This is a genomic window from Jhaorihella thermophila (genome assembly GCF_900108275.1).
GTDB classification, from domain to species: Bacteria; Pseudomonadota; Alphaproteobacteria; order Rhodobacterales; family Rhodobacteraceae; genus Jhaorihella; species Jhaorihella thermophila.
This window is the reverse complement of record NZ_FNVD01000002.1, coordinates 111,694-133,645: the sequence shown is the minus strand read 5'-3', so window position 1 is coordinate 133,645 and position 21,952 is coordinate 111,694. Positions and strand designations below refer to the sequence as shown.

22 protein-coding genes and 1 pseudogene are annotated in these 21,952 nt (G+C 67.0%); 9 read left to right on the top strand and 14 right to left on the bottom strand.

Annotated elements, in window-relative coordinates; genetic code table 11:
* The first annotated feature begins 14 nt into the window (after positions 1-14).
* The gene (locus tag C4S70_RS18980; RefSeq protein WP_235003688.1) at positions 15-386 is read left to right on the top strand and encodes a molybdopterin dinucleotide binding domain-containing protein; all 372 of its coding nucleotides are present in this window, start codon (positions 15-17) and stop codon (positions 384-386) included.
* A gap of 212 nt (positions 387-598) precedes the next feature.
* Here C4S70_RS18980 and C4S70_RS03935 read toward each other — a convergent pair whose 3' ends face one another.
* The 3 genes and pseudogenes from C4S70_RS03935 to C4S70_RS19520 all read right to left on the bottom strand — a co-directional run.
* The gene (locus tag C4S70_RS03935; RefSeq protein WP_104006805.1) at positions 599-1,783 is read right to left on the bottom strand and encodes an amino acid aminotransferase; all 1,185 of its coding nucleotides are present in this window, start codon (positions 1,781-1,783) and stop codon (positions 599-601) included.
* Complete coding sequence (sseA, locus tag C4S70_RS03930; RefSeq protein WP_104006804.1) at positions 1,783-2,637, bottom strand: 3-mercaptopyruvate sulfurtransferase; 855 nt, start codon at positions 2,635-2,637, stop codon at positions 1,783-1,785. Before sseA ends, C4S70_RS03935 begins: the two co-directional genes overlap by 1 nt.
* 258 nt (positions 2,638-2,895) lie before the next feature.
* Positions 2,896-3,048: pseudogene (locus C4S70_RS19520) on the bottom strand (VOC family protein); the annotation flags it as partial.
* 55 nt (positions 3,049-3,103) lie between these two features.
* Between C4S70_RS19520 and C4S70_RS03920 the strand changes: the two are divergent.
* The gene (locus C4S70_RS03920; protein WP_235003686.1) at positions 3,104-3,871 is read left to right on the top strand and encodes an FAS1-like dehydratase domain-containing protein; all 768 of its coding nucleotides are present in this window, start codon (positions 3,104-3,106) and stop codon (positions 3,869-3,871) included.
* Between the two features lie 93 nt (positions 3,872-3,964).
* Here the strand turns inward: C4S70_RS03920 and C4S70_RS03915 are convergent, their stop codons facing one another.
* Positions 3,965-5,002: an NAD(P)/FAD-dependent oxidoreductase gene (locus C4S70_RS03915; RefSeq protein ID WP_104006802.1), complete on the bottom strand. Its 1,038-nt coding sequence runs from the start codon at positions 5,000-5,002 to the stop codon at positions 3,965-3,967.
* Positions 5,003-5,057: 55 nt separating this feature from the next.
* On the opposite strand from C4S70_RS03915, the gene mnmD reads away from it, so the two are divergent.
* Both mnmD and C4S70_RS03905 read left to right on the top strand, forming a co-directional pair.
* Entirely contained in the window at positions 5,058-5,720 is a 663-nt protein-coding gene (gene mnmD, locus C4S70_RS03910) for a tRNA (5-methylaminomethyl-2-thiouridine)(34)-methyltransferase MnmD (RefSeq protein WP_146064170.1), read from the top strand.
* Complete coding sequence (locus C4S70_RS03905) at positions 5,717-6,601, top strand: DMT family transporter (RefSeq protein WP_104006800.1); 885 nt, start codon at positions 5,717-5,719, stop codon at positions 6,599-6,601. Before mnmD ends, C4S70_RS03905 begins: the two co-directional genes overlap by 4 nt.
* Here the strand turns inward: C4S70_RS03905 and C4S70_RS03900 are convergent.
* A complete protein-coding gene (locus C4S70_RS03900) occupies positions 6,566-8,548 on the bottom strand; it encodes a lytic transglycosylase domain-containing protein (RefSeq protein WP_104006799.1) in 1,983 nt (660 codons plus the stop codon). The genes C4S70_RS03905 and C4S70_RS03900 overlap by 36 nt on opposite strands.
* Before the next feature lie 139 nt (positions 8,549-8,687).
* Here C4S70_RS03900 and dapA point away from each other — a divergent pair, with 139 nt between their 5' ends.
* A complete protein-coding gene (gene dapA, locus C4S70_RS03895) occupies positions 8,688-9,560 on the top strand; it encodes a 4-hydroxy-tetrahydrodipicolinate synthase (protein WP_104006798.1) in 873 nt (290 codons plus the stop codon).
* A 177-nt stretch (positions 9,561-9,737) separates the two neighbouring features.
* On the opposite strand, the gene C4S70_RS03890 is transcribed toward dapA, so the two are convergent.
* Both C4S70_RS03890 and pdxR read right to left on the bottom strand, forming a co-directional pair.
* The gene (locus tag C4S70_RS03890) at positions 9,738-10,154 is read right to left on the bottom strand and encodes a YqaA family protein (RefSeq protein ID WP_104006797.1); all 417 of its coding nucleotides are present in this window, start codon (positions 10,152-10,154) and stop codon (positions 9,738-9,740) included.
* Positions 10,151-11,608, bottom strand: coding sequence for a MocR-like pyridoxine biosynthesis transcription factor PdxR (gene pdxR, locus C4S70_RS03885; protein ID WP_104006796.1), 1,458 nt, complete (start codon positions 11,606-11,608; stop codon positions 10,151-10,153). The genes C4S70_RS03890 and pdxR overlap by 4 nt, the downstream gene beginning before the upstream one ends.
* Positions 11,609-11,831: 223 nt before the next feature.
* Here pdxR and C4S70_RS03880 point away from each other — a divergent pair, with 223 nt between their 5' ends.
* The 3 genes from C4S70_RS03880 (at position 11,832) to C4S70_RS03870 (ending at position 14,583) form a co-directional block, all read left to right on the top strand.
* A complete protein-coding gene (locus tag C4S70_RS03880) occupies positions 11,832-13,118 on the top strand; it encodes an NAD(P)/FAD-dependent oxidoreductase (RefSeq protein WP_104006795.1) in 1,287 nt (428 codons plus the stop codon).
* Positions 13,119-13,247: 129 nt separating this feature from the next.
* Positions 13,248-13,556 carry an ArsR/SmtB family transcription factor gene (locus C4S70_RS03875; RefSeq protein ID WP_104006794.1) on the top strand — a complete coding sequence of 103 codons (309 nt, stop codon included), beginning with the start codon at positions 13,248-13,250 and terminating at the stop codon, positions 13,554-13,556.
* Entirely contained in the window at positions 13,549-14,583 is a 1,035-nt protein-coding gene (locus C4S70_RS03870; protein WP_104006793.1) for a permease, read from the top strand. Before C4S70_RS03875 ends, C4S70_RS03870 begins: the two co-directional genes overlap by 8 nt.
* Before the next feature lie 51 nt (positions 14,584-14,634).
* On the opposite strand, the gene zapE is transcribed toward C4S70_RS03870, so the two are convergent.
* A complete protein-coding gene (gene zapE, locus C4S70_RS03865; protein ID WP_104006974.1) occupies positions 14,635-15,693 on the bottom strand; it encodes a cell division protein ZapE in 1,059 nt (352 codons plus the stop codon).
* A 148-nt stretch (positions 15,694-15,841) separates the two neighbouring features.
* Here zapE and C4S70_RS03860 point away from each other — a divergent pair, with 148 nt between their 5' ends.
* Entirely contained in the window at positions 15,842-17,089 is a 1,248-nt protein-coding gene (locus C4S70_RS03860) for an MFS transporter (RefSeq protein ID WP_104006792.1), read from the top strand.
* Positions 17,090-17,098: 9 nt separating this feature from the next.
* Here the strand turns inward: C4S70_RS03860 and C4S70_RS03855 are convergent, their stop codons facing one another.
* The 6 genes from C4S70_RS03855 to mbfA form a co-directional block, all read right to left on the bottom strand.
* Positions 17,099-18,022, bottom strand: coding sequence for an ornithine cyclodeaminase family protein (locus C4S70_RS03855; protein WP_104006791.1), 924 nt, complete (start codon positions 18,020-18,022; stop codon positions 17,099-17,101).
* On the bottom strand, positions 18,019-18,636 hold the full coding sequence (locus tag C4S70_RS03850; protein WP_104006973.1) for an HAD family hydrolase: 618 nt from the start codon (positions 18,634-18,636) through the stop codon (positions 18,019-18,021). The genes C4S70_RS03855 and C4S70_RS03850 overlap by 4 nt, the downstream gene beginning before the upstream one ends.
* Position 18,637: 1 nt before the next feature.
* Positions 18,638-19,090, bottom strand: a complete 453-nt coding sequence (locus C4S70_RS03845; RefSeq protein ID WP_104006790.1) for a YaiI/YqxD family protein — start codon at positions 19,088-19,090, stop codon at positions 18,638-18,640.
* Between the two features lies 1 nt (position 19,091).
* Positions 19,092-19,922: an S-formylglutathione hydrolase gene (gene fghA / locus C4S70_RS03840; protein ID WP_104006789.1), complete on the bottom strand. Its 831-nt coding sequence runs from the start codon at positions 19,920-19,922 to the stop codon at positions 19,092-19,094.
* Between the two features lie 97 nt (positions 19,923-20,019).
* Positions 20,020-20,949 (bottom strand): AEC family transporter, encoded by a 930-nt coding sequence (locus tag C4S70_RS03835; RefSeq protein ID WP_104006788.1) that lies wholly within the window; start codon positions 20,947-20,949, stop codon positions 20,020-20,022.
* A 7-nt stretch (positions 20,950-20,956) separates the two neighbouring features.
* Positions 20,957-21,931, bottom strand: coding sequence for an iron exporter MbfA (gene mbfA / locus C4S70_RS03830; protein ID WP_104006787.1), 975 nt, complete (start codon positions 21,929-21,931; stop codon positions 20,957-20,959).
* Between the last annotated feature and the right edge of the window lie 21 nt (positions 21,932-21,952).

Here is a 21,952-nt window from a genome sequence, read left to right as displayed (position 1 = left end):
TCTTCGTCAACAACGTGCGGGCCAACATCTTCTGGCAGAACCAGTTCCTGGATCAGGCCAACGACTTCATCCAGGACCGCTTCCCCTATCCGTTCATCGAGATGAACCCCGACGACATGGCCGAAATGGGCATCAACGCCGGCGATCTCATCGAGATCACGAACGAGAACGGGGCGACCCAGGGCATGGCCTATCCCACCGACACCGCCAAGCGCGGCCATGTGGCGATGGTGTTCGGCTCGCCCGCGGGCAGCCGGGGCAACGTGGTGAACCCGGGTGTCAGCGAACTCATCCCGCCCGAGTACAAGCTGACCTTCGGCAACATCCGCAAGCTGGCCGACGCCACGCCGCGGTCCAGGGCCGTTTCCTTCAAGTCGAAGGAATAAAAGGCGTAACCCTAGGCGCAGAACGACGGAACGGGCGGCCTTTGTGCCGCCCGTTTCTTTCTGGCGCCGGGGATCATGGTGTCTGGTGCCGGGGATGGCAGGGGCAATGTGGCCGCGGGGCGGGGGGCTCTGCCCCCCGCGCCCCCCGGGGTATTTCGGACCAGAAAGAAGCTGGTTGGAGTGCTGTCGTCGGAGAGGCAGTCGTTCCGAGGTCAGATCCCTGCGTCGACGATGGCGCGGGCAAGGATCGGAACGGTCTGCGCGTTCAACCCGGCAATGTTCATCCGGCTGTCGCCCACCATGTAGATCCCATAGTCGGTGCGCAGTTTGTCGACCATCTCGGGGGTGGTGCCGAGCCGTGAGAACATGCCGCGGTGCTGGGCGAGAAAGGCGAAGCGGTCCGAGCCAGTCAGCCGCTGCAGCTCGTCCGCAAGCTGCTGGCGGATCGCCAGCATGCCGGTGCGCATCTCTTCCAGTTCGGCGGTCCATTCGGCGCGCAGCGCGTCGTCGTTCAGGATCATGGTGACCAGCCGCGCCCCGTGATCGGGCGGGAAGGAATAGTTCTGGCGGTTGAGGAAGGCCAGCGTACCCTGGTTGACCGGCTGGCGCGCGGCATCCTGCGCCACTGCCATCAGGATGCCGGTGCGTTCGCGGTAGATGCCGAAGTTCTTGGAACAGCTCGCCGCGATCAGGCATTCGGGCACCGACGAGGCCACGAGTCGGGTGGCGGCGGCGTCCTCTTCGAGCCCGTCGCCGAAGCCCTGGTAGGCGATGTCGATCATCGGCATCAGGCCGCGTTGGTTCAGCAGGTCGATCACCGCCTGCCATTCCACCATGTTGAGGTTCGCGCCGGTGGGGTTGTGGCAGCAGCCGTGCAGCAGCACCACGTCGCCGGGGGCGGCGCGGCCCAGATCCTCCATCATGCCGGTGAAATCGACGCCGCGCGTTTCGGCGTCGAAATAGCGGTAGGGAACCGTCTCCATCTTGAGGTAGTTCAGGATCGACAGATGGTTGGGCCAGGTCGGGTCGGATACCCATATCCTGGCCTGCGGGTTCGCCATGCGGATCAGTTCTAACGCCTGGCGCACCGCGCCGGTGCCGCCGGGGGTCGCGGCGGCGGCCACGGTTTCGCGGGGGACGGCATTGCCCAGCACCAGGCCGATCATCGCATCGCCGAAGGCCGGGTCGCCGATCAGGCCGGTATAGGACTTGGTGGTCTGTTCCTCCCACAGCGTCCTTTCGGCGGACTTGACCGCGCGCATCACTGGCGTGACGCCCTGCGCATTCCGGTACACCCCGACGCCAAGGTCGATTTTCCGTTCGCGCGGGTCGTCGGCGAACATCTTCATCAGCATCAGAATCTTGTCGGCGGGTTGTTCCTTCAGGTTCTCGAACATCAGTCGTCTCCGGTGGCGACGGGGAGGGTGGAGAAGGCGCCCCATTCGGCCCAGGAGCCGTCATAGAGCGCGTAATCGGTCTTGCCCATGCGCTGAAGCGCAAGACACAGGATCGCGGCGGTGACGCCGGAGCCGCAGGTGGTGATGATCGGTTTGCCGAGGTCCACGCCGGCGGCCTCGAACACGGCGCGGCACTCTTCGGGGGATCTCATCGTTCCGTCGTCGTTCAGAAGCGCGGTGTAGGGGACGTTCTTCGAGCCCGGAATGTGGCCGCCGCGCAGCCCCTCGCGCGGTTCGGGCTCTTCTCCGCGGAAGCGCCCGGCCGAGCGCGCATCGACGATCTCGTGATCGCCCAGCTTGGACGCGGCGGATACCTGGGTGACGTCGCGCACAAGGTGGTTCTGGACGCGCGCGGTCATGTGCCGGTCGCGGATCACGGGGGGCAGGTCTTCGACCTCGCGGCCTTCGGCCTGCCATTTGGGCAGGCCGCCGTCGAGCACCGCGACATTGTCCTGGCCCATCAGCTTGAACAGCCACCAGACGCGGGCGGCCGATTGCAGCCCGGCGCCGTCATAGACCACGACCTGATGGCCGTCGCCCACGCCCATCGCGCGCAGCCGCGACATGAACTTTTCCGGCGGCGGGGCCATGTGCGGCAGATCCGAGCGATGGTCGGCGATGTCGTCTATGTCGAAGAACCGGGCGCCGGGGATATGGGCGGCCTCGTATTCGGCGCGCGCGTCGCGGTTCTGCTGCGGCAGATACCAGGAAGCGTCGAGGATCCGCAGGTCGGGATCCTTCAGGTGGCGCGCCAGCCAGTCGGTTGAAACCAGAGTTTTCGGGTCGTCCTGCATCGCCGCCTTCCCTTGCGTCCCATTTCGGGCCCTGCGTAACCGTTGCGGGCCGGAGTCGCAAGCCGGGTCAACGCCGCAAGCGGGTGGCGATTTCGACAAGGTTGTTGTCGGGGTCGCGGATGTAGATCGACAGGATCGGGCCGGTGGCGCCGGTGCGGGGGCCGTGGCGTGCGGCGCAAAGGGCGCGGCGGCGGGGTGCAGGTTGATCTTCTGGTTGCCGAAGCGGAGCGCATGGCGGATCGAGCCGTCGGCGGGGTGGAAGATCTCGGCGGTCATGCCGAGCGCGCGGGTGTAGAAGGCGACCGTGGCTTCGATGTCGGCGACGGTCAGAACCAGGTGATCGAGGCTGGCGACGCGAGGGGGGCATCCGGGATTGTCCTTTTCGCGGGGGGCGGTTAGCGTGCGGCCCATGCAGGGTGGCGAGAAGCGGACCGGGTGTCAAACCACCGAGCGGCAGGCCGACCTGATGGATCCTGCCCGCGCGGCGGCGTTTCAGGTGGCGCTGGGACAGGAACCGACGATTGGGGCGGGGTCGGTCCTGCCGCCGTTCTTTCACCAGCTCTATTTCTGGGCCCCGCGACCGCCGGGTGCGCTGGGCCGGGACGGCCATCCCAGAGTGGGGGACGGCATCATCCCCGACATGGGGCTGCCGCGGCGGATGTGGGCCGGGGGGCGGCTTGCGTTCCACGCGCCTTTGCTGGCGGGGGTGCCGGCCGAGCGGGTGAGCCATCTGGAGCAGGCGGTGCGCAAGACCGGACGGAGCGGGCCGCTGGCCTTTGTCACGCTGCGCCACGAGATTTCGCAAGGCAGGCGGGTTTGCGTGACCGAGTGGCAGGATCTGGTCTATCGCGAAGATCCCGATCCGTCCGCCGCGCGCCCGGCGCCGCCCGAGGCGCGGCGCGACGAGACCGAGAGGCGCACAGTATCGTTTTCGACGACTCTTCTGTTTCGCTATTCGGCGTTGACCTTCAACGGGCACAGAATTCATTACGACCTGGATTATGCACGGCAGGTGGAGGGCTATGACGGGCTGGTGGTGCATGGACCGCTTCTGGCGCAGCTGCTGATGCTGCTGGCAGAGGAGGCGATCGGGCCGCTCGCGGGGTTCGCGTTCCGGGCGTCGTCTCCGCTGATGCATTTCGATACCGCCGAGCTGTGTCTCAAGGGGCGCGAGCTGTGGGTTCGCGGGCCGGACGGGCGGCAGTGCATGACGGCGGCGGCCGAGACGGGCTGAGGGTTTCGGACCGCTGGCGCGATCCGACCGGGGCGAGGGGCTCTGCCCCTCGCGCTCCCCGGGGTATTTTCGACCAGAAAGAAGCGGGATCGGTCAGAGGGAAGCTTCGGGGCGGAAGTCCTCGGGGATGTCGTCGCGGTTTTCGAGGACGAGGTCGGCCATGACTTGTGCCACTTTGGGGGCCATGCCGAAGCCGATCTTGAAGCCGCCATTGGCGATGAAATGGCCGTTGTGGATCGGGTGGAGGCCAAGCATGGGCGCGCGGGAGCGGGCGCGAGGGCGGATTCCGGCCCAGCGTTCGATGACTTCGGCGCCGTGCAGTACCGGCATTGCCGCCATGGCCCGGTCGATCACGGCGTCGAGACGGGCGTCGGTGGCAGCGGGGTCGTCGTAGTCGCGTTCGCTGGTCGATCCGATCGCCACGGTGCCGTCCGCGTGCGGGATGATGTGGATCGAGTCCGCGAAGATCTGCGGGGCGTTTTCGGGGGCGTGGAAGCGCAGCAGCGCGGCCTGGCCCTTGACCCCGCTGCCGATGGTGCGGCCGAAATGGCGGTTGAGCTCTTCCAGCCCGGCGATGCCGGTGGCGTGGATCACGGCGCCGCGATCCGGGGCCTCGGGCTGCACCTCGACCCCGCGCACCGCGAGTGCCGCGACCAGCGCCGCGCAGGCGCGGCGGGGGGACATGCGGGCGCTGAGCGTGTCGTGGATGACGAGGCCCGTGGCGCTGGGCGGCGCCCAATCTCCCAGGTCGGAGGCCGGGCGCACGCGCCAGATCGCGTGATCGGACCAGAGCGCGCGAGCCGTGCCTTCGCGGCGGCGGGCAAGGTCCAGCGCGCGGTCGTCCGCGATGGGTTGCAGCCGCCCGGTGCGGGCATAGCCGGGCGACACGCCGCCGGTCGCCTCGACCCCCGCCCAGAAGTCGCGGGCCATCAGCAGGCTGGCCAGCTGGAAGGCTTTCTTGTCGTTCCAGTTTTCGGGCACATGCGGCGCCAGCGCCCCGACCAGCCCGCCGGAGGCGCCGGTGCCGGGACCGGCGGGATCCACCACCTGCACCCGCGCGCCGCGGCAGGCGCATTCCCATGCGATCGAGAGCCCGAAGATGCCCGCCCCGCGCACCGTCACATCGACCATTGCCAAAGCCCCCGTCATTGTTCAGTTATGCCACGGTCTAGGGGATTGTGCGACCATGCGCCAGCGCGCGGAACTGAACTGGAACGACGATGGCGTGCCGGTGTCGGCGCGCTTTGACGATCCGTATTTTTCACTGCAGGACGGGCTGGCCGAGACGCGGCATGTGTTTCTGACGGGCAATGGCTTGCCCGAGCGGTTCGCGCCGGGGTTCCACATCGCCGAGTTGGGCTTTGGCACCGGGCTGAACATGCTGGCGGCCTGGGCCGCGTGGGAGCAGGCCGGGGTGGAAGGTTCGCTGCGGTTCACCAGTTTCGAGGCTTTTCCGATGGCCCCCGAGGAGATGGCGCGTGCGCTGGCGGCTTTTCCCGAACTCGCGCCGTGGGCCGGACGGTTCCTGGAGGCCTGGGAGGGCGGGGCGTGCGATCTGGGCAGTCTACGGTTCGAGCTGATCGTGGGGGATGCGCGCGAAACCCTGCCGTCCTGGGCCGGGGTCGCGGATGCGTGGTTCTTGGACGGGTTTGCGCCGGCGAAGAATCCCGAGCTGTGGGAAGAGCCGCTGTTGGCCGAAGTGGCCCGCCATACGCGGCACGGCGGCTCGGCGGCGACCTACACAGCGGCCGGCTTCGTCCGTCGCGGTCTGGCGGCGGCGGGGTTCGAGGTGGAACGCGCCCCTGGCTATGGACGCAAGCGGCACATGACGCGGGCGAGGCTGCCATGACGCGGGCCGTGACCGCGCAGAGCAACAACGTCCCCGCCGGCATCGCGCTGATGATCGCGGCCACGATCGTCTTTGCCCTGCAGGACGGGATCTCGCGCCACCTGGCGGGCAGCTACAACACCTGGATGGTGGTGATGATCCGATACTGGTTCTTCGCCGCCTTCGTGCTGTCGGTCGCCGCGCGCGCGCCGGGGGGCTTGCGCGCGGCGGCCCGGACCGAGCAGCCGCTGCTGCAGGCGTTTCGCGGCGTGCTGCTGGCGGGCGAGATCTGCGTGGCGGTTTACGGCTTCACGCTCTTGGGGCTGATCGACAGTCTGGCCGTGTTCATCTGCTATCCGCTGCTGGTGGCGGCGCTGTCGGGGCCGGTGCTGGGCGAATCGGTCGGCTGGCGGCGCTGGGCGGCGATCGGCGTGGGGTTCGTCGGCGTGCTGATCATCCTGCGGCCCAGCGGCGGGGTGTTCGATCCGGCCGCCGTGGTGCCGTTGGTTTCGGCCTTCATGTTCGCGCTTTACGGGCTTCTGACCCGCTATGCCGCCCGCCGCGACAGCACCGCGACCAGTTTCTTCTGGACCGGGGTCGTGGGGGCGGCGTTCCTGACCGGGTTCGGACTCTATCACTGGCAGCCGATGACCGCGCCGGACTGGGGGTGGATGGTGCTGCTGTGCGTATCGGGGGCCTTCGGGCACTGGCTGCTGATCCGCTGCTACGAGGTGGCCGAGGCCAGCGCGGTGCAGCCCTTTGCCTATTTCCACCTCGTGTGGGCGGCGATCCTTGGCATCACGGTGTTCGGAGAGACGATCCGCCTGAACGTGGCGCTGGGGGCGGCGCTGGTGGTCGGGGCGGGCCTATTCACCTTGTGGCGCGAACGCCGCAAGGGTTGAGCCCTTGAGTTCCCTGCTGAACGGTATCGGCAGCGCCGGCTTGCCCAGGCGTGCGCGATAGACCGGCAGGCTTTCGGTCACGCGCATCACATAGTTGCGGGTTTCGCTGAAGGGGATGTGCTCGATCCAGTCAACCACGTCCACCGCGGGCGCACGCGGGTCGCCGTAGCGCTCGATCCATTCCGCCGGGCGACCGGGGCCTGCGTTGTAGCCAGCGGCCATCAGCACCACGTTGCCGTCGAACCGCCCCGCCAACCCGGACAGGTAGTTCGCCCCCAGTTTGGCGTTGTAGTCCCATTCGCGGGTCAGGCGGCTGGTGGCGTGGGCGGCGAGGATGCCCAGATCGCGCGCCACCTTCTTTGCCGTGGCGGGCATCACCTGCATCAGCCCGCGCGCGCCGGCGCCGCTGATGACCAGGGGGTTGAACTCGCTTTCCCGCCGGGCGATGGCCAGGACCATTTCGGGCGCCATGGGCAGCTTTTCCTTCGCCACCGGGTGCAGGGGGTAATAGGCGCCGGGCAGAATGATGCCGCGCCGCGCCGCCTGCTTGGCGATCATCACGGCGAGGTAAGGCTGGCCCAGATCCACGGCCATCTGGCCCAGCTGCGCGACCTCTTGCGGGTCCAGACTGTCGGCCAGATGGGTCAGAAACACGCGCGCAAGCCCCGGTTCATCCGCCTTGATGAGCAGCAATGCGGCCTGCGCGACCGAGGATTTCAGGAAGGCGGCCTTGCGCCAGTCGGGCGGCGTTTCGGGGTTCGCCAGAGCCGGGTCGAAGGGCCGCCCGATCCGCTCTGCCGCCAGAAGGCCGTAGAACGCGGTCTGAAAATCGGCGGCCATTGCGTAGGCGTCGTGCGCCTTGTCCGCATTGCCCAGCGCCGCGTAGGCGCGACCCAGCCAGTAGCCTGCCCGGCTTTTGGAAATCGGGGAGGCCACCGCCGCGCCGAAACGTTTGAAATGTTCCACCGCCCTCGCTGGATCGTTCAGCTTGCGCAGCGCGATGTAGCCGGCGAGCCATTCCAGATCAGCGTAGGAATAGCCGTCCTCGGGCGTCAGCTGATGCGTCGCCGCGATCCGGTAGGCGCGTGCCGGATCGCCGTCGCGCATCTCCTGCCGGGCCAGCTTGCGCCGGCGCGGCGCCCATTTCGCCGGCTCGCCGAGGCTCTCGGCGCTCGTGCTGCGCGCCAGAAGCAGCGTGATGGCGCTGTCGTCCAGATCCTTGCGATCGCGCCAGACGAACCGCGCGTAGACAAGGCCGGGGTCGTCCTTCAGCGCCTTCGGCACCCTGGCGATCAGCGCATCGACCCCCGGTTTGCGCTCGGCCAGGGCGATGCGGGCCTCGGCCAGCCGGCGGTGGCCTTCGTCCACCAGCGGCAGAATCCGTTTCGCGCTGATGTAGTGCCCATCCCACAGCATCCGGTCCAGCCGCGCCCAGTGATGCGGCTTCAGAAGCGTGCCGTAGTTTTCAAGATAGGTCCGCTGCAACCCTTCGCCCATCGGCATGGTGCGCCAGGCGAGCACGATTTCGGCCTGAGCATCGCCTTCACGCCCCTGCGTGGCCAGCGCCACGGCGTAGTTCAGCGCGCCTTCCGCGGTCTGCGGGCGATGGCCGGCGTGGAATTTCAGCACGCGTTCGGGGGCGGCATTGGTGAAGGATGGCTCGCTCTTGCGGCGCAGCCGGGTCAGGCCCGGCCAGTCCGGGCGTCGGTTCAGGAACACCAGAACGTCGCCGTCGCTGCCTTCGCCGGCGTGCAGCCAGTGCCAGACGATGATGTCGCGCGCGATCGACCCGCGCCGGCCAGCGACGTTCAGCGCGACGGTCCATTTGCCGTCGCGCATCGCCGCGAGGGCGCGTTTCAGAGCATCCGAGTCACTGGCAAGCGCGGGCCCTGTCAGGGTGGCGCAGAGCAGAACCAGACCGATCACGCCGAACAGGATGCGCCTCATCACTTGCAAACCCATGTCAACCAAGGCTAGAGGCTGTGACGATAAACCGTGACCGTCCGGGTTCAACCCGCAAACGGATCACGATCCTGTGCCGGCGGGCTTTCGCCCGCATGACTGCGACGACAAGAGGAGCGCACCCATGTTCAAAGGCTCGATGACGGCTCTCGTCACCCCTTTCCGCAACGGTGAGCTGGACCTGGAGACGCTCAAACGCCTGGTCGAGTGGCAGATCGGCGAAGGAACGGCGGCGCTGGTGCCGGTGGGCACGACCGGCGAGAGCCCGACGCTGACGCATGAGGAACACGAAACCGTGGTGGCCGAGGTGGTCAGGGCCGCGGCCGGGCGCGTGCCGGTGATCGCGGGCGCGGGGTCAAACAACACGGTGGAGGCGATTCGATTCATGCGTCATGCAGAGGCGGTGGGGGCCGACGCGGCGCTGGTGGTCACGCCCTATTACAACAAGCCGACCCAGCGCGGGCTGATCGCGCATTTCACGGCGCTGCATGATTGCTGCGAGCTGCCAATCTTCATCTACAACATCCCCGGCCGGTCGGTGATCGACATGACGCCGGAGACGATGGGCGAGCTCGCCAGGCTGCCGCGGATCATCGGGGTCAAGGACGCCACCGGAGACATCACCCGCGTGAGCAAGCAGCGCGCGACCTGCGGGGCGGATTTCATCCAGCTGTCGGGCGAGGATGCCTCGGCGCTGGGGTTCAACGCGCATGGCGGGGTGGGGTGCATTTCGGTCACCGCGAACGTTGCGCCGCGGCTGTGTGCCGAGTTTCAGAACGCGACCCTGGCGGGGGATTATGCCAAGGCGCTGGAATATCAGGACCGGTTGATGCCGCTGCACGAGGCGATCTTCCTCGAGCCGGGACTGGTGGGCGCGAAATACGCGCTGTCGAAGCTGGGGATGTGTTCCGAGGAGGTCCGGCTGCCGCTGACCGGGCTGCAGGACGGCACCAAGGCGGCGATCGACGCGGCGATGGAGCACGCGGGGATCGTCTGACAGAGGTGTTTCGGATCGCTCGCGCGATCCGACCGATGCGGGGGGCTCCGCCCCCCGCGCCCCCCGGGGTATTTCGGACCAGAAAGAAACGGGTCGTTTCGGGGTTTTCTGCTTTTAGCGTGCGCGGGCGCGGCCGGACCGGGAAACCGCAGCAGCGGGCGGCGCGCGGTCCGGCGGTCAGAACAGCAACCCTATCGCGGCATAGCGGGCCGTCTTGCCGATAGCGACCAGCGGGAAAAACAGGGTGAGAGGCACGCGGAGGGTGCCTGCGGCGAAGGTGAGCGGATCGCCGATCAGGGGCACCCAGGAGAGCAGCAGGGACCAAGTTCCGTACCGGTTGAACCGGTCGGATGCGCGGGAAAGCTGGTCGGGGGAGAAGGGAAACCAGCGGCGGTCCTGCCAGTGCAGCAGGTAGCGCCCGAGCCACCAGTTCAAGACGGCACCAGCGGTATTGGCCATGGCCGCGACAGCGATCGCAAGGTGCGGATCGGTGTCGCCGGCCGCCAGCGCCGCGGCCAGCAGCGCCTCGGACGAAAACGGCAGGATCGTCGCGGCGAGGAAGGCGGTGACGGCCAGGGCGGTCAGCGTGGTCACGATGCCAGCGCCTGGGCGATGCGGTGGATACCCTCGGGGATCCTGGAGGACGGGATCGAGGAATAGCCCAAGCGATAGAAATGCGTGGGCCGGTCCTCGCCGGCGAAGAATGGGGCTCCCGGTTCGATGAGCACGCTGCGCTCGCGCAGGATCTCGGCCAGTCTCGCGGTGTCGCTCCCCGGCGGCGCCTGCATCCACAGCGACGAGCCGCCATAGACGCCCCGACCGGCCACCGTCAGCCCGTGTTCCTCGATCGCCTTCTCGATCGTCCGCCGGCGGCGGTGCAAGACCGAGGCCATGCGGCGAATCTGGGCATCGTAGTGGCCCAGTGAAAGGAAATAGGCCGCGGTGCGCTGGATGTGGCCCGGCGGGTGGCGCAGCACGCTGGCGCGCAGGGCGCGGGCCTCGCGGATGAAGGCTTCGGAGCCGACCAGGTAGCCTAGCCGCAGTCCCGGGAACAGCGATTTCGAGAAGCTGCCGATATAAATCACCCGGCCGTCGCGGTCGAGCGACTTCAGCGCCGGCGAGGGGGCGCCGAGAAAGGCCATTTCGAATTCGTAGTCGTCCTCGATGATCAACGCGTCGATCTCGCGGGCGCGGTCCAGCAGCGCCCGGCGCCGGTCGAGCGGCATGGTCGCCGTGGTCGGGCTCTGGTGGCTGGGGGTGGTGAAGATCACGTCGGTATCGTCGGGGATCGCCGCGGGCGGCAGCCCGTCGGCATCCACCGCAACCGGGGTCAGCGGGCAACGCGCCTGCATCAGCAGGTCGCGCAGCGAATAGTAGCAGGGATCTTCGATCGCGGCCTTGCGGCGGCGGTTCAGCAGGATCTGCGCGGTCAGCCACAACGCGTTCTGCGCGCCCAGCGTGATCAGGATCTCGGTCGGCCGCGCGGTAATGCCGCGCCGGGGCAGGGTGTTGCGGGCGATGAACTCGACCAGAAGCGGGTCGTCTTCGTCGTAGTAGTCGCCGGTCATCGAGGCGAAGTCCCGTTGCCCCAAGGCGCGCAGGGCGCAAAGCCGCCAGTTGGCATGGTCGAACAGGGTGGGATCGGCCTGCCCGTAGATGAACGGAAAGCGGAAGCTGTGCCAGTCGGCCGGCTTGCGTGGCGTATCGCCGCCGGTAAAGCTGCGCGCCAGTGCGCGGGACCAGTCCACATTGTCCTCGGTCGCGGCGGGCGGGTCATAGGTTGGCGGGATCGGCGCGTTCTCGGACACGAAATAGCCCGACCGCCCGCGCGAAACCAGGTAATCATTGGCCAGAAGCTCGGTATAGGCCAGCGTCACCGTGATCCGGCTGACGCCCAGATGCCGCGCCAGCTTGCGCGAGGAGGGCAGCTTTTCACCCACCCGGAAACGCCCAGACAGGATGCCGGCGGCGATCATCTGCTGGATCTGTGCCTGAAGCGTGCCTTGTCCGTCGGGGTTGAGATAGAAGGTTTCCACCGGAATCGCCATGCGCGCAGGATAGGCTGGACCTATGTTCCCTGCAATCTGGACTTATCTACCTCCTCGTCTTGAACCGCGGAGGCTGTTCCACGGTAACATGTTGATTTTCAACGTCACTCTCCGGCCGCCGCATCAAAACTCCACAGACGCAAAAAAATGCGTGGAAAAAATATAACAAATTCGGATAAATGAATTGATTGTGCCGCACAGATGCGTTTCAGAAGGAGGAAAAATGGCTCATATCGTCGTGATGGGGGCTGGGCTTGGCGGGTCGATCATGGCCTACGAGATGCAGGAACAACTGCGCCCCGAAGACCGGATTACCGTGATCACCAAGGATCCCATGTATCATTTCGTGCCGTCCAACCCGTGGATTGCGGTGGGATGGCGCAAGCGGGAACACATCTCGGTCGATCTGTCCAAGATAATGGCCAAGAAGAAGATCGACTTCAAACCGGTGCCCGCAAAGAAGGTGCATCCACAACAGAACCGGATCGAGCTGGAAGATGGGACTTCGGTCGATTACGACTATCTCATCATCGCCACGGGGCCCGAACTGGCCTTTGACGAGATCGAGGGACTGGGCCCCTATGGCGGGCACACCCAGTCGATCTGTCACGTCGATCATGCAGAAAAGGCCCATGAGGCGTTCGAGGAATTTTGCAAGAATCCCCGGCCCATCGTGGTGGGCGCGGTGCAGGGCGCGTCGTGCTTTGGCCCGGCCTACGAATTCACCTTCATTCTGGATACCGAGCTGCGCCGCCGCAAGATCCGCGACCAGGTGCCGATCACCTTTGTCACCTCTGAACCCTATATCGGGCATCTGGGTCTCGACGGGGTGGGGGATACCAAGGGGCTCCTGGAATCCGAAATGCGCGACCACCACATCAAGTGGATCACCTCGGCCAAGGTCAAGAAGGTCGAGGACGGCAAGATGTTCATCGAAGAGATTGCCGAGGACGGGTCAGTCAAGAAGGAAACCGAGCTGGAATTCGGTTTTTCGATGATGCTGCCGGCCTTCCGCGGCATCGACGCCGTAATGGGGATCGAGGGGCTGGTGAATCCGCGCGGCTTCATCATCGTGGACAAGCATCAACGCAACCCGACATATCCCAACATCTTCGGCGTCGGCGTTTGCGTTGCGATCCCGCCCACGGGGCCGACCCCGGTTCCGGTCGGTGTGCCCAAGACAGGCTTCATGATCGAATCCATGGTCACGGCGACGGCGATGAACATCGGCCAGATCCTGCGCGGGCAAACCCCCGACCATGTCGGCACCTGGAACGCGGTGTGTCTTGCGGATTTCGGCGACAGCGGCGTGGCCTTCGTCGCGCAGCCGCAGATCCCGCCGCGCAATGTGAACTGGGCGTCCTCGGGCAAGTGGGTGCATGTCGCCAAGGTCGGCTTCGAGAAATATTTCCTGGGCAAGCTGCGCAAGGGCACCAGCGAGCCGTTCTATGAAAAGGCGCTGCTCAAGGTGCTGGGCATCAGCAAGCTGAAAGAGGTCGAGCGGCTCTGACACCGTCGCGCGCGCACGGATCGGGCCGGGCTCCGTCGGAGTTCGGCCCTTTCCGTTGAAAAATCGCTTGCAGAGGTTGACTTCAAAATATAACTATAAACCTAGTTATATCGAATCAAGGGTGAGATCATGTGGGAAACCGCAGCGCAGGGCTTTGCCGCGATGGGGTCGGAGGCGCGTCTGAAAGTGCTGAAATGCCTCATTCGCGCGGGCCAGGGCGGCCTGACCGTGGGCGAGATCCGGGACCGGACGGGAATTCCGCCCTCGACACTGGCCCATCACCTGAAATTCCTCGCCGCCGGCGGGCTGGTGGAACAGGAAAGGGCGGGCCGGTCGGTCATCAACCGGGCCCGATATGACACATTGGAAAACCTCGCGCAGTTCATCCTGTCGGAATGCTGCGCCGACGCACCGAAGAGGGCCGCGAACGATGGCTGACACGACACAGGCAACCGGGCGCGGCTGGCGCGCCATGGCCGAGGCCCTGAAGAGCCCTTGGGCGGTGATCGCCGCCTGCTTTGCGGCGGTTGCGGTCCTTGACCCGTCGAACCTGACCAACACGGCGGCCTTCGCCGGCCGCGCCCTGCTGCATACGTCGCAGTACATCCTCTTCGCCGTCCTGCTCCTGGCCTGGCTGAAGGCAACGGGGGCCGAGGTCATGGTGGCGCGCGCCTTCGAGGGACACGAGGTGCGCATGATCATTCTGGCCGCGCTTTTCGGAGGGCTTGCCCCGTTCTGCTCCTGCGAGGTGATCCCCTTTGTCGCCGGTCTCCTGGCGCTGGGGGCGCCGTTGGCGGCGGTGATGGCCTTCTGGCTCAGCTCGCCCCTGATCGACCCGCCGACGCTGATCATCACGGCCGGAGCGCTGGGCTGGCCCTTCGCCGTGGCCAAGGCGGCCTCGGCGGTGGGTCTCGGCCTGCTTGGCGGCTTTGCCCTGCGGGCGATGATGCGCCGGGGCGCCTTTGCCGCGCCGCTTCGGGAATACAGATCCGCCGGATGTTGCGGCTGCGGGCCCCGGCTGGACGGCAAGCCGGTCTGGAAATTCTGGACCGAGCCGCCCCGCCGCGCGCTGTTCCGGGCCGAGTTCGCCAGCAATGCGTTGTTTCTGCTCAAATGGATGGCGCTGGCCTACACGCTCGAGGCGCTGCTGGTGAGCTATGTTCCCGCCGAAGCGATCGCCACCGTCGTCGGGGGCGAGGGTCTGATCCCGATCATCCTGGCTGCCTTCGTCGGCATGCCGGCCTATCTCAACTCCTACGTCGCGCCGCCTCTGGTCGCGGGGCTGATCGATCAAGGGATGAGCACGGGCGCGGGGCTGTCCTTCATGGTGGCCGGCGCGGTCAGTTCGGTGCCGGCGATGGCGGCGGTCTGGTCGCTGGTGAAACCGCGCGTCTTTGCCGCCTATCTGGGGCTGGGGCTCGTCGGCGCAATTGCGGCCGGGGTTCTGTTTCAGGTGGTCGCCTGACGCTCCCACGCCGGGCAAGAGGGGGGCGCCGCCGGGCGCGCGCCGTTCTGGCTAGCGGCCCCAGTTCGCGTCCTGCATCTCGCGCAGGCGGCTGGCGGTTCGTTCGAATTCGAACGCGCCATCGCCTTCGACATAGAGCATCTCGGGCTCGGCGGCGGCCGAGCAGATCAACCGCACCTTTGCCTCGTAGAGCGTGTCGATCAGGGTGACGAAGCGCTTGGCCTCGTTGAAGTTCGATCGCGACAGGCGCGGGATGTCCTCGAGGATCAGAACCTTGGCTTCCTCGGCCAGCGCGAGATAGTCCGCCGGGCCGAGATAGCGGCCGCAGAGGTCGTAGAAATTCACCCGCGCGACGCCGTTGTGGAAGCGGTCGATCCGCAGCTCGCGGCCCTTCACCCGCAGAACCAGCGGTTCGGAATGGCCGCCGGTCAGATCGTGCCAGAGAGCGTCGATTGCGGCGCGCGCCTGCGCGCCGAGCGGCGTGAACCAGACCGGGCTGTCTGGCAGGCGGTTCTGGCGATAGTCGGTGGGGCTGGCCAGTTCGTGCACCACCATCCGGTCCTTGATGAGCTGGATGAAGGGCAGGAAAAGCTGGCGGTTCAGCCCGTCCTTGTAGAGGTCGTCCGGCGACCGGTTCGAGGTGGTCACCACGACCACGCCCGCGTCGAGCAGGATCTGAAACAGTCGGCCGACGATCATCGCATCGGTGATGTCGGTGATCTGCATCTCGTCGAAGGCCAGCACCCTGACCTGCCGGGCGACCTGCTGCGCGACCGGGGCCAGCGCGTCCCGCGCGCCCCGGCTGCGCTGGGCATGGATGCCTTCGTGCATCTCCTGCATGAAGGCGTGGAAGTGCACGCGCCGGCAGGGGACGTCGCCGAGATTGTCCACGAACAGATCCATCAGCATCGACTTGCCGCGCCCCACGCCGCCCCAGAGGTAGAGCCCCTTGGGCGGTGGCGGCGGTTTGCGGAAGAGGCCGCGTTTCGCCGGGCGGGTAAGCGCGGCGCGGATGCGTTCCAGTTCGGGCAGTACGGCCTGTTGCGCGGGATCGGCGCGCAGCTCGCCGCGGGCCGCCTTTTCGGCGTAGATCGTGGGCAGATCGGTCATGCGGCGCTGCATATCGCGGGGCGGGCGGGTTGAAAAGAACCGCCTGAAGCCGGACGCATAAGCGGCGCTGATCTGGTGCGCCAAAACTTCTGAATTGACCGGTTGCGGAATTTCCATACCCTCGCCGGACCTTTTGCGGAGGCGCGCGATGAACTCTCGAACCGGCATTCTGAATCCCGTCCTGATCGTGGGCTGCGTCATCATTCTGGTCAGCTTTGCCGTGCGCGCGTCCTTTGGCGTGTTCCAGATTCCGATCGCCGAAGAGTTCGGCTGGCCGCGCTCGGAGTTTTCGCTGGCGATCGCGATCCAGAACCTGGCCTGGGGGATCGGGCAGCCGCTGTTCGGGGCGCTGGCGGAAAAGATCGGGGACCGCCGGGCGATCGTGCTAGGGGCGTTGACCTATGCGCTGGGCATGGTGCTGACCTCGGGATCCGTCACGCCGATCGAGCATCAGCTTTACGCCTGGCTGGTGGGGTTCGGCATCGCGGGCACCGGGTTCGGCGTGATCCTCGCCGTGGTCGGGCGGGCGTCCAGCGACGAGAACCGGTCGATGTCGCTGGCCATCGTCACCGCCGCCGGGAGCGCGGGGCAGATCGTGGGCGCGCCGACGGCGGAATGGATGCTGTCCTTTCTGAGCTGGCAGCAGACCTTCGTGGTGTTCGCCGCGGCAATCCTCGCCCTGATCCTGCCGCTGCCGCTGATGCGGGCGCCGACCCCGGCAGGCCGGCAGGAACTGGAAGAGTCGATGGGCACGATCCTGAAACGCGCCTTTCGCGACCCGTCCTATACGCTGATCTTTCTGGGCTTTTTCAGCTGCGGCTATCAGCTGGCCTTTGTCACCGCGCATTTCCCCGCCTTCGTGACCGAGGTCTGCGGCCCGATCCAGCCTGGCGGGGCGCTCTATTCGATCGGAATCACTTCCACCTCGGCGCTGGGGGCGGCGGCGATCGCCATCATCGGCGCGGCCAATGTGGGCGGCACGCTGCTGGCGGGGTGGGCCGGGAAATACTGGTCGAAGAAATACCTTCTGGCCGGGATCTACGCCGCGCGAACCGTGGCGGCGGCGGCCTTCATCATCTTTCCGATGACGCCGGCGACCGTGATCCTGTTCTCGGTCGTGATGGGGGCGCTGTGGCTGGCCACCGTGCCGCTGACCAGCGGGCTGATCGCGCATATCTACGGGCTGCGCTACATGGGCACGCTGTATGGCATCGTGTTCTTCAGCCATCAGCTGGGCAGCTTCATGGGCGTGTGGCTGGGCGGCGAGTTGTATGACATCTACGGCAGCTACGACGCCGTGTGGTGGATCGGGGTCGCCGTGGGCGCGTTCAGCGCCATCGTGCACCTGCCGGTGCGCGAGCAGCGGCGGGAACCGGAGCCGGCCGTGGCCGCCTGAGCGGCGGCCTCAGCTTCCCTTGGCCGCGGTCCACTTGTCCAGGATGTAGCGGCTGGTCATCAGGTCCAGATGCGCGCCGCCGCCGTTCTTGAACAGGGTGATCTCGTCATCGCTCTGCCGCTCGAAGGCCGCGAGGTCGTAGTAATCCGCGACAATGTCCCCGGCGGAGATGACGCCCTCTGCGATCGGGATCTTCAACTCTCCGATATGGTCGATCGTGGTGTCGAGACTGTCCACGAAGATCCGCGACCGGCGCAGGGCCTCGTCGTCGGCTTCGCGCATGTCGGGGCGGTAGGCGCCGATCAGGTTCAGATGCTGGCCCGGTTGCAGCCATTCCCCCCGGATAACCGGTTCCGACGACATGGTGGCGGTGACGATGATGTCGGCCGCGCGCACCGCCGCCTCCAGATCGTCGGCGACCGCCACGCCGGGCAGCTCGGCGGCCAGCGCCTCGGCCTTGTCCCGGGTCCGGTTCCAGAGCGTGAAGCGGGCGTCGGGGAACCCCGCGCCAAAGGCTTCGATCAGCGACTGGCCCACGGTGCCCGCACCGACGATCAGGATCTCGCGGCTGTCGGGGCGCGCCAGCCGCCGCGCCGCCAGCAGGCTGTCGCCCGCCGTCTTCCACTTGGTGACCAGGTGAAAATCCACCAGCGCCGCGAGCGAACCGTCATGGTCGGAATAGAGGCACACCCCGCCGTGGATCAGCGGTTCCCCGATCTGCGGGTTTCGCGGAAAGATGTTGGCGGTCTTGACCGCGATCCCCAGCCCGTCGATCCAGGCCGACCGGGTCAGCATCGTGTCGGGGTCGCGGTAGAGGAAGGTGTCGCCGATCTCGGCCTTGGGCAGGTCATGCGCGTCGGCCAGCGCCTGCGTCAGTTCCAGCCAGTCCAGCAGCGCCTCGCCCTCGTCGAAGGGAATGATGGGGATGGTCATGCAATGTCCTCCTCGGTCAGCAGGCCCTCGGCCACCAGCCGCGCGGCCCAGCCTTCGGGGCCGTCGAACAGGTGGGTGCGCCAGCCTCGGGCGCGGGCGGTGTCGATATTTTCCGGCCGGTCATCGGCGAAAAGCAAGACATCCGGCGGCAGGCCGGTGCCGGTTTCAAGGGTTTCGTAGATCTCCGGCTCTGGCTTGATCGCGCGCAGATCGCCGGACAGGAAGACCCGGTCGAACCGGTCCAGAACGGGAAAGCGCCGGCGCGCAAGTTCGAACGGGCCGCGCCCGAAATTGCTGAGCGCGAAGACCGGCACGCCCCGGCGGCGGAGTGCTTCGAACAGCCGTTCCGAGCGCGGCATGGGGTGGGTGAACTCCAGCCAGTTGTCGTGCCACATGCGGATCTCGGAGGCCCATCCGGGATGCGCGTCGGCCAGTGCCTCGACGGTTTCGCGGAACGGGGCGCCGCGGTCGATGCGCAGGTTCATGCCGTGCAGATCGACTTGGGCGAACAGGGCGCGGCGGCGATCCGGGCCGATCCGGGCGTCATAGAACCGCCGCGGATCCCAGCCGATCAGGACGTTGCCAATGTCCCAGATGACGGCCTTGACTGTCATCTCAACCCCTTCCGGCGGCCCGCAGTTCGCGTTCGAGCGCATCCAGAAAGCGCGACCGGTCTGCCCTGGAAAACGCCCGCCCGCCGCCGCCCGCGCCCAGCGGGTTGGCCGCGCGCAGATCCGCCATCAGGTCGCGCATCGCCAGTTGCTGGCCGATATTGGCGGCGGTGAAGGCCTCTCCGTTCGGGCGCAGCACGCGGGCGCCGGCTTCGACGCAGCGCGCGGCCAGAGGGATGTCGGCGGTCACCACCACGTCGCCGGGCCCGCAGCGGTCGGCGATCCATCGGTCGGCCTCGTCCGCGCCCTCGGCCACGATCACGGTGTCCACCAGCGTGTTGCGCGACGGCCGCAGTCCGCCGTTCGACACCAGATAGAGGCGCGCGCCGTGCCGGGTGGCGACCCGTTCGGCCTCGGCCCGGACCGGGCAGGCATCGGCATCGACGTAGACCGCCATGTCAGGCCCAGAGCGCCTCGCCGTGGAAGGTGACATGATCCTCCATGAAGGTGGAGACGAAGAAGTAGCTGTGATCATAGCCTTTTTGCATACGCATCGTCGCCGGCTGGCGGCGTTCGGCGATGGCGGCGGCCAGCGCGTCGGGGCGCAGCAGGTCGATGAACTGGTCGGCGGTGCCCTGGTCGATCAGGACGGGGCCGTCAAAGCCCGCCTCGCGCATCATCACGCTGGCATCGTGCCGCAACCAGGCGGTTTCGTCCTCGCCCAGATAGGCACGCAGCTGCTTGCGGCCCCAGTCCGACCCGGTCGGGTTGGCGATCGGGGCGAAGGCCGAGACCGAGCGGAACCGGCCCGGCAGGTTCATCGCCAGCGTGAGCGCGCCGTGCCCGCCCATGGAATGGCCGGTGATCGCCTGCCGGTCGGGGTCGATGGCAAAGCGTTCGGCCAGCAGCGCGGGCAATTCCTCGGCCACATAATCCCACATGCGGAAATGCGGGGCCCAGGGGTCTTGGGTTGCGTTGACGTAGAACCCCGCGCCCTGGCCCAGATCGTATTCGGGGTCGTCTGCCACGTCGTCGCCGCGCGGGCTGGTGTCGGGAAAGACCACGGCGATGCCCTGTTCGGCGGCCCATTGCTGGGTGCCGGCCTTGATCATGGCGTTTTCATGCGTGCAGGTCAGGCCCGAGAGATACCACAGCAACGGCACCGGGCCGTCATTGGCCTCTTCCGGCAGGAAAAGGCCGAACGTCATGTCGCACCGGCAGGTGGTCGATGGGTGGCGATAGACGCCCTGCGTGCCGCCGAAGCATCTGTTTTCGGATAGGGTTTCCATGGGCACCTCCGTCGCTGTCAGTGCATGGCTAGCGGGCGTTTGCGCGCGCGTCCAGTGCGGGAGCCTCCGGCGGGAGTATTTTCGGGCAAGATGAAGATCAGGGGGTGCTGACCAGCGCGATGATGGTGGGCACGGTGAGGATGCTGGCGGCGGTCGAGATCAGGATCGCGGCCGAGACGCGGTGGGCGGCGATGCCGTAATGCTGGGCCAGCATGAACACGTTGCCGGCGACCGGCATGGCGGCGGTGGCGATCACGACCTGGGCCGAGAAGGAATCGGTGGGGAAGATCACCAGAACGCCCAGGGCGACGAAGAGCGGATGCAGGATCAGTTTGGCGGAGCTGAGCCAGGCGGCGATGCGCACGCGTTCGGCGCTGCGTGCCGCCAGCGAGGCGCCGATGGCAAACAGCGCCCCGGGCGTGGCCGCGCCGCCCAGGATGGTCAGGAAGTCGTTCAGCGGGCGCGGCATCGGCAGGGCAAGCGCGGACCACAGCAGCCCCGCCGTGATCGACAGGATCATCGGGTTGCGTACCAGCCCCGCGCCGATCAGGCGCAGCGTGCCGAGGTGCAGCCGCCCGTCCCGGCCGCCGTTGATGAGGATCACGATCAGGCTGGAGAACACGATCAGATCCACCGCGAGCGTCAGCATGATCGGGCCGATCGCCCGTTCGCCGAACAGGACCGCCAGCATCGGCAGGCCGAGGAAGCCGGAATTGCCGATGGCGGCGCATTGTGCCTCGACCGCGGCGGTGGGCACGTCGAGCCGGCGCAGAAAGGCGACCGCCGAGGCGATGCCATAGACGCAGGCCGTGCCCCAGAGATAGGCGGCGACGAGACGGCCGTTGAAGATTTCGGAAAAGGGCAGGGTTGCCGAAAACCGGAACAGCATCGCCGAGAGGGCGAAGAAGAACACGAACTTGGTCAGCCAGGCGGTCGCCTCTTGCGAGAAGAACCGCGTCACCCCGGCCCAGTAGCCGATGCCGATGATGGCAAAGAAGGGCAGGGTGCGCAGGAAGATCTCGAGCATGCCGCGCCTATCCGCTGCCGATCAGCACGCCAGCGGCCAGCACCAGCGCGCCGCCCAGCACCACCTGGAACACGGCCCGGTGGAAGGGGGTTTCCATATAGCGGTTCTGGATCCATGCGATCGCCCAGAGTTCGACGAACACGATCAAGGCGGCGATCGCGGTTGCGGTCCAGAAATGCGGGATCAGGTAGGGCATGGCATGCCCGAGCCCGCCCACGGTGGTCATCACCCCCGAGGCAAGCCCGCGTTTCCACGGAGAACCGCGGCCCGAGAGTTCCCCGTCGTCGGAGGCGGCTTCAGTGAAGCCCATGGAGATGCCGGCCCCGACCGAGGCGGCGACGCCGACCTGGAAGGTGGTCCAGGTGTCCTGGGTGGCAAAGGCGGTGGCGAAGATCGGCGCAAGCGTCGAGACCGACCCGTCCATCAGGCCGGCAAGGCCCGGTTGCACCCAGGTCAGGACAAATTGCCGGTGGGCGTGGCGATCCTCGGCGGCGCGGGCGTCGTCGGTGAGATGTTCTTCGGCCAGTTCGTCGGCGGCGTGCTGGTGGCCGGCCTCGGCCGCGGCGAGATCGCCCAGAAGCTTGCGCGTCGCCGCGTCGGTGGTGCGTTTGGCGGCTGCGAGGTAGAAATGTTCGGCCTGGCGTTCCATCGCTTCGGCCTCGGCCCGGATCTGGTCGATGCCGAGATTTTCCACCAGCCAGACCGGGCGGCGGGCGTAGAACCCGGCGACATGTTCGCGGCGAATCAGCGGGATCACCGGGCCGAAGCGCTGTTTGTGGAGCTCGATCAGCTGGCGGCGGTGTTCGTCCTCTTCCTGCGCCATGCCGTCGAAGATGCGGGCGGTGTCGGGGTATTCCTCGCGCAGGCGCTCGGCGTAGTTGCGGTAGATTTGCGCGTCGTCTTCCTCGGAAGAGATCGCGAGCGCGAGAATTTCCTGCTCGGTCAGGTCGCTGAACCGCTTGCGCGATGAAAAGAACTGCATGTCACTGCCCAAAATTTAGAA